We start from the raw sequence: 12,551 nt of genomic DNA on the forward strand, positions 1-12,551 counted from the left end.
ATGGGCCATGGATGGCCCTTCGCAGCGGGCCCCTGGAGCGGTGATGGAGCGAGGGAACCCCGGCGCAGCCGGGGCCGTATGCAGGGGTGTGTTTCTTTGCTTACTTTCTTTGCACAAGCAAAGAAAGTGAGTCGCCCGTAAGGGGCGAACCCCATCAGATCAGACGATCTCGCTAACGGAGAGTGCCAAGTCATCGACAGCTAACACGTAATTACCAGTCCGGTGCCCAACGTATCCTCCCCCGCGAAAACGCAAATACCTTTCTCTGCCCGCCCCCTGCCGGCGACTGCACCGTTCGTCAGGAGATACGAGCATTCGCAATCGATCTTTGACAAGCATTCTCATTAACATTAGTATCCGATCCATCGAACAGAACCACCAAGACGAGCCTTGCTTATGTACGTCTGCCTCTGTGAAGGTGTCACCGATACTCAAATCCGCGATGCGGTCTACGAGGGCTGCTGCAGCTATCGTGAAGTGCGCGGCACGCTCGGCATCGCCAGCCAGTGCGGCAAGTGCGCTTGCCTGGCCAAGCAGGTCGTCCGCGAAACCATCGCTGAAGTGCAAAGCAGCCAAACCTCGCTGGCCTACCCTGCAGGTTTCGTCGCGGCCTGACGCACGGCCGAGAATAAAAAACCGGATCTGAGCATCCGGTTTTTTTTCGTCCTCGAACAGCCAAGGGTCACGTCGGACCGTCGCGCTCCAGGTGATCGAGATCCACCGCTTCACCCGGCTTGGCGTGCAACTTGGCGCGGATGTCTTCGAAGAGCGCATCGTATTCGGCATGGGCACGCATGATCGGGCTGTGGTTGGGCGGCAAGCCATGCTTGGCTACCAGGCGGGAGATCACGCTGGCGAAGTTGAACGCGGTATCGCGATGCATTTCGAAGACTTCCTCGAATGCCCTGCCCTCGATCTCGCCGACCAGGCGCCCATGCAGCATGGGTCCTTCTTGTGAATCCTTGCGCACCTCATAGTAGAAATCGATGCTGTAACCAGGTTGCCCGCCCAGGCCAGGCGGATTGCTGCGATGCAGGTGACCAGGTTCGAACATGGGGCTCACTCCTTTGCCGTGGCACTGCGAGAAACTCCCTGACGGGAGCGTGCGAAGAGTCTAGCTCGCTGCTCAAAGCCCTGCATCGCACCATTTCAGTGCACAGCTGAATCCCCTGCCCTTTCCTGTACCAACACCCAGGGGGCGACCACGACTGCCCACAACTGGGGGTTGCGCGCGAGCAGATCTTCGGCACGTGTATCTTCGAGCTTGCACAGCAGGCCTTGGTTCATCCATTGCGCAACTCGAGCCTGATCGTTCTCGGCCAGGGCCTGCGCGACCGCCACCAGATCCTCGCCACCCTCGACCCAGAGTAGCGCACCGCGAGCGAAGAACGGCTGCAGTTCCTGCCAACGAATCGGCGCTGTCTCACCGAGCAGCTTGGCATAGAGGGTGCTAGATTGATCCGTCATGGTGTGTCCCGTGTCGATGGCTTTGAATGCAGGCGCGCAATGATAGCGTCGGCAACTGCCCTGGCAACCGCGCGACGCTCGCCAGCCGACCCAGGCCACGCCGTTTTTCTATACATTCCTTGCAATTTAGCGACAACCCCACGTATCGCCTCCAGCTGCCGGCTTTTCAAGGCGCAAATCCGCGCTCTACACTGTTCCGGTACAGTTGCCGGAGGCATTACCGGGGTAACGGACCCGGTTCTGCAGCTTCGGCCGCAAGAACTACAACAACGAAAAACACAAGAGTGGAGCACTCATGAACAAGGCTACTAAGCAGATTTCCAAGCTGTTCGCGGCAATGGCACTGGCGGGGGCGGCCAGCTATTCGATGGCGGCCGACAACATCAAGATCGGTCTGGCCGGTCCGGTGACCGGTGCCGTTGCTCAGTACGGTGAGATGCAATTCATCGGCGCCAAGATGGCCATCGAACAGATCAACAAGGCCGGCGGCGTCAACGGCGCCCAGCTCGAAGGCGTGGTCTACGACGACGCGTGCGATCCGAAACAAGCCGTTGCCGTTGCCAACAAGATCGTCAACGACGGCGTCAAGTTCGTGGTTGGCCACCTGTGCTCCAGCTCCACTCAGCCGGCTTCCGACATCTACGAAGACGAAGGCATCCTGATGATCACCGCGGCTTCCACCAGCCCGGACATCACCGCTCGTGGTTACGAGCTGGTCTTCCGCACCATCGGTCTGGACAGCCTGCAGGGCCCGACCGCCGGCAACTTCATCGCCGACCACGTCAAGCCGAAGAACGTCGCCGTCATTCACGACAAGCAGCAGTACGGTGAAGGTATCGCCACCGCGGTCAAGCAGACCCTGGAAGGCAAAGGCGTGAAGGTTTCCCTGTTCGAAGGCATCAACGCCGGCGACAAGGACTTCTCGGCGCTGATCGCCAAGCTCAACCAGGCTGGCGTCGACTTCGTCTACTACGGCGGCTACCACCCGGAGCTGGGCCTGCTGCTGCGCCAGACCAAAGAGCGCGGCCTGAACGTCAAGTTCATGGGCCCGGAAGGCGTGGGTAACAAGGAAATCTCGGCCATCGCCGGCCCGGCTTCCGAAGGCCTGCTGGTCACCCTGCCGAAGTCCTTCGACCAGGATCCGAAGAACCAGGCGCTGGTCGAGGCCTTCAAAGCCAAGAACGAAGACCCGAGCGGTCCGTTCGTGTTCCCGGCCTACGCTGCCGTTCAGGTCATCGCCGAAGGCATCGAGAAAGCTGGCGATACCGATACCGCCAAGGTAGCGGCTGCCCTGCGCGCCAACAGCTTCAACACCCCTACCGGTTCCCTGGGCTTCGACGAGAAGGGTGACCTGAAGGACTTCAGCTTCGTGGTGTACGAGTGGCACCAGGACGGCACCAAGTCCGAAGCCAAGTAAGCTTCCTGTCTGAGCCAAAGCCCACTGCGCGAGCAGTGGGCTTTGTTTATTAGAAGAATTCCGGCCTCGCGCTGCGCCACAAGCGCCGCTTTACGCAAGCGCCCAGGAGTTAGGCAATGCCTGATCTTTATCACTACCTACAACAGCTGATCAATGGCCTGACCATTGGCAGTACCTATGCCCTGATCGCCATCGGCTACACCATGGTCTACGGCATCATCGGCATGATCAACTTCGCCCATGGCGAGGTTTACATGATTGGCTCGTACGTAGCCTTCACCGTTATCGCCGGCCTCGCCATGTTCGGCCTGGAAGCCGTGCCCTTCGTGATGATCGCGGCCTTCGCCGCCACCATGATCGTCACCAGCGCCTACGGCTACAGCATCGAGCGGGTGGCCTATCGCCCCTTGCGCGGCGGCAACCGCCTGATCCCGCTGATCTCCGCGATCGGTATGTCGATCTTCCTGCAGAATGCCGTGTTGCTCTCACAGGACTCGAAGGACAAGGCCATTCCCAGCCTGCTGCCCGGCAATTTCGTCTTCGGTGAAAGCGCCGCCAACGGCGTGGTGGTGTCCTACATGCAGGTGCTGATCTTTATCGTCACCTTCGTCACCATGATCGGTCTGACCCTGTTCATCTCCCGTTCGCGCCTGGGCCGTGCCTGCCGCGCCTGCGCCGAAGACCTGAAGATGGCCAACCTGCTCGGCATCAATACCAACAACATCATCGCCCTGACCTTCGTCATCGGTGCTGCGCTGGCCGCCATCGCCTCGGTACTGCTGGGCATGAACTACGGCGTGATCAACCCGCACCTGGGCTTCCTCGCCGGCATCAAGGCCTTCACCGCTGCGGTACTCGGTGGCATCGGCAGCATCCCTGGCGCGGTACTCGGCGGCCTGCTGCTGGGCGTTGCCGAAGCCTTCGGCGCCGATATCTTCGGTGACCAATACAAGGACGTGGTGGCGTTCAGCCTGCTGGTGCTGGTGCTGCTGTTCCGTCCAACCGGCATCCTTGGCCGCCCGGAGGTGGAAAAGGTATGAGCCGCAACATCAAATCCGCGATTTTCAGCGCCCTGCTGGTGCTGATCATTTCCTACCCGGTCCTGGGCCTGAAACTCTCCACCGTCGGCATCAGCCTGCGTGTGGAAGGCGCAAGTGCCTTCGAACTCTGGTGCATCGGCGGCGCTGCTACGCTGATCTTCCTCTGGCAATTGCTGCGTGACCGACTGACTCCGACCTGGGCCAAACTGCCCAAGCTGCCCAGCGGCTCCGGTCAGGTCGGCAACTTCCTCACCCTGCCCTCCACCCAGCGCTGGATCATCCTGGCGATGGTCATGGTGGCGCTGGTGTGGCCGTTCTTCGCCAGCCGTGGTTCGGTGGATATCGCCACGCTGATCCTGATCTACGTGATGCTCGGCCTTGGCCTGAACATCGTGGTCGGTCTGGCCGGTCTGCTCGACCTGGGTTACGTCGGCTTCTACGCAGTCGGCGCCTACAGCTATGCGATCCTCTCGCACTACTTCGGCCTGAGTTTCTGGATGTGCCTGCCGATCGCCGGGATGATGGCTGCGCTGTTCGGCTTCCTGCTCGGTTTCCCGGTGCTGCGCCTGCGCGGCGACTACCTGGCCATCGTGACCCTGGGCTTCGGCGAGATCATCCGCATTCTGCTGCGTAACCTCACCGAACTGACCGGTGGCCCGAACGGCCTGAGTATCGCCAACGAGAACAAGCCGACCCTGTTCGGTCTGTCCTTCGAACGCCGCGTGCCGGCCGACATGCCGACCTTCCACGGCTACTTCGAAATCGCCTACAACTCGCAGTACAAGGTGATCTTCCTCTACCTGATCGCGTTACTGCTGGTGCTGCTGACCCTGTTCCTGGTCAACCGCCTGCTGCGCATGCCGATCGGTCGTGCCTGGGAAGCCCTGCGTGAAGACGAGATCGCCTGCCGTGCGCTGGGCCTGAACCCCACCGTGATCAAGCTTTCGGCCTTCACCATCGGTGCCAGCCTGGCCGGTTTTGCCGGTAGCTTCTTCGCTGCCCGTCAGGGCCTGGTAACGCCGGAGTCGTTCACCTTCATCGAGTCAGCGATGATCCTCGCCATCGTCGTACTCGGCGGCATGGGCTCTCAGCTGGGCGTTATCCTCGCCGCCATTGTCATGGTGATGCTGCAGGAGATGCGTGAGCTGAGCGAGTACCGCATGCTGATCTTCGGCCTGGTCATGATCTTCATGATGATCTGGCGCCCGCAAGGGTTGCTGCCGATGCAACGTCCCCACCTGGAGCTGAAGCGATGAGCCGCACGATTCTCGAAGTAAGCGGCCTGTCCATGCGTTTCGGCGGCCTGTTGGCCGTCAACGGGGTGGGCCTGAACGTCAAGGAAAAGCAGGTGGTGTCGATGATCGGCCCGAACGGCGCCGGCAAGACCACCGTCTTCAACTGCCTGACCGGCTTCTATCAGCCGAGCTCCGGCAGCATCCGCCTGAACGGCGAGGCGATCGAAGGCCTGCCCGGCCACAAGATCGCCCGCAAGGGCGTGGTGCGCACCTTCCAGAACGTGCGTCTGTTCAAGGACATGACGGCGGTGGAAAACCTGCTGATCGCCCAGCATCGCCATCTCAACACCAGCTACCTGGCGGGTCTGTTCAAGACCTCGGCATTCCGCCGCAGCGAGCGCGAGGCCATGGACTACGCCGCCCACTGGCTGGAACAGGTCGACCTGGTGGACTTCGCCAACCGTGAGGCGGGCACCCTCGCCTACGGTCAGCAGCGTCGCCTGGAAATCGCCCGGTGCATGATGACGCGCCCGAGCATCCTCATGCTCGACGAGCCGGCCGCCGGTCTCAACCCGCGTGAAACCGAAGACCTGAAAGCCCTGATCAGCGTGCTGCGTGACGAGCACAATGTCACCGTGCTGCTGATCGAGCACGACATGAAGCTGGTGATGAGCATTTCCGACCACATCTACGTGATCAACCAGGGCACTCCCCTGGCCGACGGCACGCCGGACGACATCCGCAACAACCCGGACGTGATCAAAGCCTATCTGGGGGAGGCGTAATCCATGCTCAGCTTCAACAACGTCTCAACCTTCTACGGCAAGATCCAGGCGCTGCACGACGTCAGCATCGAAGTGCAGAAAGGCGAAATCGTCACCCTGATCGGCGCCAACGGTGCCGGCAAGTCGACCCTGCTGATGACCCTGTGCGGCAACCCGCGCGCCACCAGCGGCAGCATCCGTTACCTGGGTGAAGAGCTGGTGGGCATGGACACCCCGGAGATCATGCGCAAGAGCATCGCCATCGTGCCGGAAGGCCGCCGCGTGTTCGCCCGCCTGACCGTCGAGGAAAACCTGGCCATGGGCGGTTTCTTCGGTGACAAGGCGGACAATCAGGAGCAACTGGACAAGGTGCTGCACCTGTTCCCGCGCCTGAAGGAGCGCTTCGCCCAGCGCGCCGGCACCATGAGCGGCGGCGAGCAGCAGATGCTCGCCATCGGTCGTGCCTTGATGAGCAAGCCCAACCTGCTGCTGCTCGATGAGCCGTCTCTGGGTCTGGCGCCGATCATCATCCAGCAGATCTTCGACATCATCGAGCAACTGCGCAAAGACGGCGTGACCGTGTTCCTGGTCGAGCAGAACGCCAACCAGGCGCTGAAGCTGGCGGATCGCGGTTACGTACTTGAGAACGGCCACATCGTCATGCGCGGCAGCGGGGAAGAGCTGCTCAACGATCCCAAGGTACGCGACGCCTACCTCGGTGGCTAAGCGCAACCTGCGACATCGGAACCGCCCTTCGGGGCGGTTTCTTTTTATCTGCGGGAGTGCAACGGTCCACATTGGATCGCCCGCAAGCGGGCTCCTACAAACAGTAAGACCACCGCCTCCTGTAGGAGCCGGCTTGCCGGCGATCATGGCCTGATGGCGAACTCTTAAGCGAATATTTCCGCCCTCTTGCGTCAGCCTCGACGAGTATTAGTCTCAACAGCTCTACTCTCGCGAGTCCCGCTCATGCGCAAGCCTCTACTCCTGCTACTGGCCATCACCCTGCTGCTGAGCGCCTGCAGCCGTGTCGGCCTGGCCTATCGCAACCTCGATTGGCTGATCCCGTGGAAGCTGGGCGACTACGTGGCGCTGACCAGCGAGCAGAGCGCCTGGCTCAAACCCCAACTGCAGGAACACCTGACCTGGCACTGCAGCGTCGAGCTGCCGCGTTATCTCGACTGGCTGCAACGCAGTCAGCAGGCGCTGAGCAGCCGTGACAGCGAGCTGATGGCCAGCCAGTTGGCCGACTTCGAGCAAGCCATGCAGCGCATCGCCGTGGAGATCACGCCCAGCGCCATCGAACTGCTGCGCGGTCTAAGCCCGCGTCAGGTCGATCAGCTATTGGCGGCAATGGACGAGCAGAACGCCAAGCTGCGTGAAGAGTTTCTCGAGCCGCCCGTGCAGGAACAGGTCAGTCGGCGCGCCGAGCGCATGGAAGAGCGCCTGCAGCCCTGGTTTGGCACGCTGAACGCCGGGCAGCGCGAGCGGGTGCAGAGCTGGGCACAGGGCCTGGGCGAACAGAACAAGATCTGGCTGGAAAACCGCATGGTCTGGCAACAGGCTCTGCGTGAGGCATTGGAAGTACGCCGTGGCGATGACTTCACTGCGCGCATGACCGCCCTGCTGCAACAACGCGAGCGCTTCTATACCAGCGCCTATCAGGCCAGCTATGAAAGCAACCGTCAGGCCATGGCCGAGATGATCGTCGATCTGGTCGAGCAGGCAGACTCACACCAGATGGAGCGAGCCGACAAGCACCTGGAAAGCCTTCATGCCGACCTGGCTGCGCAGCAGTGCCAGGGGGGCGAGTCAGTAGTCAGTCGTTGAAACAACGGCAGCCGATAGACTCAGTCGTGGGGCTACCCAGGCCGTACGCACCAGGTAAGCCGGTGCGCACGGCGCACCCTACGACGCGATCTCGCTATAGCGTCGGCAAGCGCCAGTCGATGGGCGTCATGCCGTTCTGGCTGAGGAACTGGTTGCAGCGACTGAAATGACCATTGCCGATGAAGCCACGATGCGCCGACAGCGGCGACGGATGCGGCGAACGCAGCACCAGGTGCTTGGTCGGGTCGATCAGGCGCTGCTTGCTCTGCGCATGGGCACCCCAGAGCAGGAACACCAGCTTGGGCTGATGTTCACTGACGACCTCGATCACCCGATCAGTGAAGAACTGCCAGCCCTTGCCGGCATGCGAGCCAGCATTGGCGCGCTCGACGGTCAGCGAGGTGTTGAGCAGCAGCACGCCCTGGTCGGCCCAACTCTGCAGGTAGCCATGGGCTGGAATGTCGATGTTCAGGTCGCGCTTGAGCTCCTTGTAGATGTTCACCAGCGACGGCGGCGTCTGCACCCCCGGCTGCACCGAGAAGCACAGGCCATGCGCCTGACCCGGACCGTGGTAAGGGTCCTGACCGATGATCACCACCTTGACCTGATCCAGCGGCGTGGAGTTTAGCGCATTGAAGATCAGCGGCCCCGGCGGATAGATTTCCTTGCCGGCCGCCTTCTCCGCCTGCAGAAACGCACGCAGCTCGCTCATGTAAGGCTTGTCGAACTCCTCACGCAGCGCGTGTTTCCAGCTGGCTTCGAGCTTGATGCGGTCGTCGGTCATGCGGTTTTCCTGCGGGTACAAAACGAGTGGAGGCACGCTAGAGAAGGCAGCAAGGCAAGTCAAGGAAGAGCTTGCCGGCAGGGCGAAGGATGCTTTGCTAGCCTTTCGGGAACCGTATCAATCGATGATGCCAAGCCGATGTCTCCCTCTACCGATACCCTGCGCATGGCGTTGCTCAACCGTTTCCTGAAGGGCGAAGCCAGGATTCCGCAAATGCCTGAAGCCGCCGTCCGCATCAGAAAGCTGTTGGACGACCCACGCACCTCGCTGGAACAACTGACCCGCGTGATCACTGGTGACCCGCCGCTGGCCGCGTACCTGATGCAGTTCTCCAATACACCTCTGCTGCGCGGGGAGCGCTCCTGTAGCTCGCTACGCGAACTGCTGGGCCGCCTTGGTACCCGCCAACTGGCAGACCTGGTGCTGGGCTTCAGCCTGCAAAACCTGTTCACCAGCACCGAACCTGCGCTTCAGCTGGCATTTCGCGCTCGTTGGCGCAGTGCCAGGGAGCGCGCCGCCCACTGCGCGGTACTGGCACAGCGCACAGGCATGTCACTGGACGATGCCATGCTCGGCGGCTTGCTACAGGACATCGGCAGCCTGCCGCTGCTCTCGGAGCTGGAGCACTGGCCGAACGTGCCGCGCGCGAGCGACACGCTTCAGGAGCTGTGCGAGCGCCTGTCTGGTGACCTCGGCGCCCTGGTCCTGACCCGCTGGCAACTGCCCTCGGCGATCATCGAGTCCACTCGTCTATATGGACAGTGGCAGCGCGAGCATGACGGCGCTGCCGACCTGGCGGATCTGGTCCTGCTTGCCAGTGCCCTGCAGACGAGCCAGACGCTACAGGGGCCGCTACCAGCGCAGGTAAAACTGGGGCTGGAGCAGCCACTTGGCGAGCTGAGGCAGGAGCTGGCGGGCGAACTGCAACTGTGGAAGCGTCTGCTCGCCTGAAGTGCCTGCTATGCAGCCTCATCAGGCACATGGATGCAGCTTGTCCTCCCTCTGGAGCAGGTCGAGACTCTTCTGCACGCCCATGCAGGAGGTCATATGAGCGACTCGAACGGTATCAGCCGCGAGCGCCTGGAACAGGCGCTCGCCCACTCCACCTTTGCCCAACTGCTCGGCGCCGAACTGCTCGACTTCGCGCCAGGCCGGGTCAGCCTGCAGGTGCGCAGCCGTCCCGACCTGTGCCAGCACCATGGCTACATGCATGGCGCGGTCGTCGGCTTCATGGTCGACAGTGGCTGCGCCTGGGCAGCGGCGTCGATGGTTGGCGATGTGGTCACCAGCGAATACAAACTCAACCTGCTCGCACCCGCGCTTGGCGAACGCCTGCTGTGCCGCGCCGAAGTGCTCAAGGCCGGCCAGCGCCAGGCAGTATGCCGAGCCGACGTGTTCGCCGTGAAAGACGGCCAGGAAAAGCTGGTGGCCACCGGTCTGGCGACCATCGCGCGGGTATAGCAGGCGCGCGACTAACCCTGATGCAGCGTCCGGTAATGACTGGGCGCCATGCCCACCACCTTGCGAAACAGCCGCGAGAAGTAATACGGATCCTCATAGCCCAGTTGCTCGGCGACCTGACGCACCTCGATGTCGCCGCGATCGAGCAGGCGGCAAGCCAATGCCATCTTCAACTGAATGAAGTCCTGGATTGGCGCGTGACCGGTCAGCGCGCGGTAGGTCTTGGCGAAGTGAAAGCGTGACAGCTTGAAGTGCGCCGCCAGTTCGTCGAGGTTGAGGCTACCGTTCAGGTGCTCGCGCATCACCGCCTGCACCGCTTCGATATCCAGCACCCGCCCGGATTTCAGACTGACCCGCGCCGGTAGTACCGCCAGCGAACTGAGCATCGCCTGCAAGCGGTGCGCAGCATGGATGAAGGGCAATGCGTTTAAGCCCTGGCGCTGCAAGCCCAGCAACGCCTCGAAATCGCCGATCAGCCTGGGCTGCACGCCAATACGCCGGTGAGGTTGAGTGCCCATCAGGCGCAGGAAGTCCACGCCGAGACTGCCGTCGAAGTGCACCCAGTAGATCGTCCAGGGGTTTTGCCCATCGGCGCCATAGGCATGCGGTGCATCCTTGGGCAGCAACAGCAAATCGCCAGCGGTGACCTCGAATCGTCCATCCTCTGTTTCCAGCCAACCCCTGCCGGAACGGCAATAGATCAGCAGGTGATCGTCCGGCTGCAGGCGCCGCATCTGGTGCCCGGCCGCCTCCGGGTAAAAGCCCATGGCCAGGGGATAGCAGCCAGAGCTCAGCGCATGGCGCGCCAGCAGGCGGCGCAAGCGCGGCGGCGTGATGAAGCGCTGTCCGCCAAGCGGCAGCGGCCAATTGGAGGTTTCCACCCGCATGCCCATACCCACCACTTCCTTCCATAACGAACCGAATGACAAGATCGTCCATCTCAAGACCAAGATCGTCAATCCACAAAGCGGCGGCGAGTGGCTATAAAGAACCCCATACAAGAACAACAGGAGGCGACCATGCCCATTACCCTGCCGCAACTGATCGATGGCCAGTGGCAAACCAGCCAGGCCGATGAGCTGATCGAAGTCACCGACCCGGCCACTCAGGAGGTAATCGCCCTCGCCCCCAAGGCCACTGCCGAGGAAATCGAAGCGGCAGTAACCGGTGCACAGAAAGCCTTCCTCGCCTGGCGCGAAGTACCGGTATCGGAGCGCGCCCGCCTGATGCTGCGCTACCAGCACCTGCTCAAGGAGCATCACGACGAGCTGGCGGAGATTCTCGCGGCGGAAACCGGCAAGACCTTCGCCGACGCCAAGGGCGACGTCTGGCGCGGTATCGAAGTGGCCGAACATGCCGCCAACATCGCCAGCCTGATGATGGGCGAGACAGTGGAGAACGTCGCCCGCGAGATCGACACCGCCAGCTGGGTCCAGCCATTGGGCGTGTGCGTCGGCATCACCCCGTTCAACTTCCCGGCGATGATCCCGCTGTGGATGTTTCCGCTGGCCATCGCCTGCGGCAACACCTTCATTCTCAAACCCTCGGAACAGGACCCGATGACGCCCAATCGTCTGGCCGAACTGTTCCTCGAAGCTGGCGCACCGGCCGGCGTGCTGCAGGTGCTGCATGGCGGACGCGAGCAGGTCGATGCGCTGCTGGTGCATCCACTGGTACGCGCGGTGTCCTTCGTCGGTTCAGTGACGGTAGGCCAGCATGTCTATCGCACCGGCACTCAGCATCTGAAACGCGTGCAGGCCTTCGCCGGGGCCAAGAACCATATGGTGATCATGCCTGACGCACCCAAGGATCAAGTGCTCAGCAACCTGCTCGGCGCCAGCTGTGGCGCGGCCGGTCAACGCTGCATGGCGATCAGCGTGGCGGTGTTCGTCGGCGAATCGAAACAGTGGATCGACGAGCTGGCCAAGCAAATGGCCGAGCTGCGCCCTGGTCACTGGCAGGACAGCGGTGCCGCCTATGGCCCGCTGATCAGCCCACAGGCACGCCAGCGCGTACTGCGCCTGATAGAGGAAGGCAAGGCCGAAGGCGCCGACTGCCTGCTCGACGGCTCGCACTGCGCGGTGGACGGCTACCCGGACGGCAACTGGGTCGGGCCAACACTGTTCCGTGGCGTGACGACGAAGATGGGTCTGTACCGCGAGGAGATCTTCGGCCCGGTACTGGTGTGCATGGAGGTTGCGACCCTGGAAGAAGCCATCGAACTGGTCAACGCCAGCCCCTACGGTAACGGCACCAGCCTGTTCACCCGCTCCGGCGGCGCTGCGCGGCATTTCCAGCACGCGATTGAAGTCGGCCAGGTGGGCATCAACGTGCCGATTCCGGTGCCGCTGCCGTTCTTCTCCTTCACCGGCTGGAAGGGCTCGTTCTATGGCGACCTGCACGCCTACGGCAAGCAGGCAGTGCGTTTCTATACCGAAACCAAGACGGTGACCAGCCGTTGGTTCGACGACACACCGCTCGGCGATGGCCCGAACATGACTATTCAGCTGAAATGAGAACCGGGTGACCGTTTCTTAGACTAATAGACGATCA

Annotated in this window: 14 protein-coding genes; 10 read left to right on the top strand and 4 right to left on the bottom strand. The window is 62.1% G+C overall.

Annotated features, from left to right (window positions below; genetic code table 11):
• The first annotated feature begins 396 nt into the window (after positions 1-396).
• Positions 397-615, top strand: coding sequence for a bacterioferritin-associated ferredoxin (locus INS93_RS15085; protein WP_192983457.1), 219 nt, complete (start codon positions 397-399; stop codon positions 613-615).
• 67 nt (positions 616-682) lie between these two features.
• Here INS93_RS15085 and INS93_RS15090 read toward each other — a convergent pair whose 3' ends face one another.
• Positions 683-1,054, bottom strand: a complete 372-nt coding sequence (locus tag INS93_RS15090) for a DUF5064 family protein (protein WP_192983458.1) — start codon at positions 1,052-1,054, stop codon at positions 683-685.
• Between the two features lie 95 nt (positions 1,055-1,149).
• The gene (locus tag INS93_RS15095) at positions 1,150-1,467 is read right to left on the bottom strand and encodes a DUF2288 domain-containing protein (RefSeq protein WP_192983461.1); all 318 of its coding nucleotides are present in this window, start codon (positions 1,465-1,467) and stop codon (positions 1,150-1,152) included.
• Positions 1,468-1,762: 295 nt separating this feature from the next.
• Here INS93_RS15095 and INS93_RS15100 point away from each other — a divergent pair, with 295 nt between their 5' ends.
• The 6 genes from INS93_RS15100 to INS93_RS15125 all read left to right on the top strand — a co-directional run bounded on the left by INS93_RS15100 (position 1,763) and on the right by INS93_RS15125 (position 7,753).
• Positions 1,763-2,884 (top strand): branched-chain amino acid ABC transporter substrate-binding protein, encoded by a 1,122-nt coding sequence (locus tag INS93_RS15100; protein WP_160020569.1) that lies wholly within the window; start codon positions 1,763-1,765, stop codon positions 2,882-2,884.
• Positions 2,885-3,000: 116 nt separating this feature from the next.
• Entirely contained in the window at positions 3,001-3,924 is a 924-nt protein-coding gene (gene livH, locus INS93_RS15105; protein ID WP_004423699.1) for a high-affinity branched-chain amino acid ABC transporter permease LivH, read from the top strand.
• On the top strand, positions 3,921-5,180 hold the full coding sequence (locus tag INS93_RS15110) for a high-affinity branched-chain amino acid ABC transporter permease LivM (protein ID WP_192983463.1): 1,260 nt from the start codon (positions 3,921-3,923) through the stop codon (positions 5,178-5,180). Before livH ends, INS93_RS15110 begins: the two co-directional genes overlap by 4 nt.
• Positions 5,177-5,944: a high-affinity branched-chain amino acid ABC transporter ATP-binding protein LivG gene (gene livG / locus INS93_RS15115; protein ID WP_192983466.1), complete on the top strand. Its 768-nt coding sequence runs from the start codon at positions 5,177-5,179 to the stop codon at positions 5,942-5,944. The genes INS93_RS15110 and livG overlap by 4 nt, the downstream gene beginning before the upstream one ends.
• 3 nt (positions 5,945-5,947) lie before the next feature.
• Positions 5,948-6,649: an ABC transporter ATP-binding protein gene (locus INS93_RS15120; RefSeq protein WP_072422687.1), complete on the top strand. Its 702-nt coding sequence runs from the start codon at positions 5,948-5,950 to the stop codon at positions 6,647-6,649.
• A 243-nt stretch (positions 6,650-6,892) separates the two neighbouring features.
• A complete protein-coding gene (locus INS93_RS15125; RefSeq protein WP_192983469.1) occupies positions 6,893-7,753 on the top strand; it encodes a DUF6279 family lipoprotein in 861 nt (286 codons plus the stop codon).
• Positions 7,754-7,847: 94 nt separating this feature from the next.
• Here INS93_RS15125 and ung read toward each other — a convergent pair whose 3' ends face one another.
• Positions 7,848-8,537 carry a uracil-DNA glycosylase gene (gene ung, locus INS93_RS15130; RefSeq protein ID WP_192983472.1) on the bottom strand — a complete coding sequence of 230 codons (690 nt, stop codon included), beginning with the start codon at positions 8,535-8,537 and terminating at the stop codon, positions 7,848-7,850.
• A 138-nt stretch (positions 8,538-8,675) separates the two neighbouring features.
• Between ung and INS93_RS15135 the strand changes: the two genes are divergently transcribed.
• Both INS93_RS15135 and INS93_RS15140 read left to right on the top strand, forming a co-directional pair.
• Positions 8,676-9,488, top strand: coding sequence for an HDOD domain-containing protein (locus INS93_RS15135; protein ID WP_192983475.1), 813 nt, complete (start codon positions 8,676-8,678; stop codon positions 9,486-9,488).
• 96 nt (positions 9,489-9,584) lie between these two features.
• Positions 9,585-9,998 carry a PaaI family thioesterase gene (locus INS93_RS15140; RefSeq protein ID WP_074675450.1) on the top strand — a complete coding sequence of 138 codons (414 nt, stop codon included), beginning with the start codon at positions 9,585-9,587 and terminating at the stop codon, positions 9,996-9,998.
• Between the two features lie 11 nt (positions 9,999-10,009).
• Here the strand turns inward: INS93_RS15140 and INS93_RS15145 are convergent, their stop codons facing one another.
• A complete protein-coding gene (locus INS93_RS15145) occupies positions 10,010-10,891 on the bottom strand; it encodes an AraC family transcriptional regulator (protein ID WP_192983812.1) in 882 nt (293 codons plus the stop codon).
• Positions 10,892-11,017: 126 nt separating this feature from the next.
• On the opposite strand from INS93_RS15145, the gene INS93_RS15150 reads away from it, so the two are divergent.
• Positions 11,018-12,514: a CoA-acylating methylmalonate-semialdehyde dehydrogenase gene (locus INS93_RS15150; protein WP_192983478.1), complete on the top strand. Its 1,497-nt coding sequence runs from the start codon at positions 11,018-11,020 to the stop codon at positions 12,512-12,514.
• Positions 12,515-12,551 lie beyond the last annotated feature (37 nt).

Origin of the sequence: Pseudomonas sp. EggHat1 (genome assembly GCF_014892995.1) — a bacterium.
GTDB lineage: Bacteria > Pseudomonadota > Gammaproteobacteria > Pseudomonadales > Pseudomonadaceae > Aquipseudomonas > Aquipseudomonas chaetocerotis.

Bases quoted from the DNA above. Each gene is read 5' to 3' on its own strand.
- INS93_RS15085 (WP_192983457.1), top strand. From the start codon at position 397: ATGTACGTCTGCCTCTGTGAAGGTGTCACCGATACTCAAATCCGCGAT.
- INS93_RS15090 (WP_192983458.1), bottom strand. From the start codon at position 1,054: ATGTTCGAACCTGGTCACCTGCATCGCAGCAATCCGCCTGGCCTGGGC.
- INS93_RS15095 (WP_192983461.1), bottom strand. From the start codon at position 1,467: ATGACGGATCAATCTAGCACCCTCTATGCCAAGCTGCTCGGTGAGACA.
- INS93_RS15100 (WP_160020569.1), top strand. From the start codon at position 1,763: ATGAACAAGGCTACTAAGCAGATTTCCAAGCTGTTCGCGGCAATGGCA.
- livH (WP_004423699.1), top strand. From the start codon at position 3,001: ATGCCTGATCTTTATCACTACCTACAACAGCTGATCAATGGCCTGACC.
- INS93_RS15110 (WP_192983463.1), top strand. From the start codon at position 3,921: ATGAGCCGCAACATCAAATCCGCGATTTTCAGCGCCCTGCTGGTGCTG.
- livG (WP_192983466.1), top strand. From the start codon at position 5,177: ATGAGCCGCACGATTCTCGAAGTAAGCGGCCTGTCCATGCGTTTCGGC.
- INS93_RS15120 (WP_072422687.1), top strand. From the start codon at position 5,948: ATGCTCAGCTTCAACAACGTCTCAACCTTCTACGGCAAGATCCAGGCG.
- INS93_RS15125 (WP_192983469.1), top strand. From the start codon at position 6,893: ATGCGCAAGCCTCTACTCCTGCTACTGGCCATCACCCTGCTGCTGAGC.
- ung (WP_192983472.1), bottom strand. From the start codon at position 8,537: ATGACCGACGACCGCATCAAGCTCGAAGCCAGCTGGAAACACGCGCTG.
- INS93_RS15135 (WP_192983475.1), top strand. From the start codon at position 8,676: ATGTCTCCCTCTACCGATACCCTGCGCATGGCGTTGCTCAACCGTTTC.
- INS93_RS15140 (WP_074675450.1), top strand. From the start codon at position 9,585: ATGAGCGACTCGAACGGTATCAGCCGCGAGCGCCTGGAACAGGCGCTC.
- INS93_RS15145 (WP_192983812.1), bottom strand. From the start codon at position 10,891: ATGGGCATGCGGGTGGAAACCTCCAATTGGCCGCTGCCGCTTGGCGGA.
- INS93_RS15150 (WP_192983478.1), top strand. From the start codon at position 11,018: ATGCCCATTACCCTGCCGCAACTGATCGATGGCCAGTGGCAAACCAGC.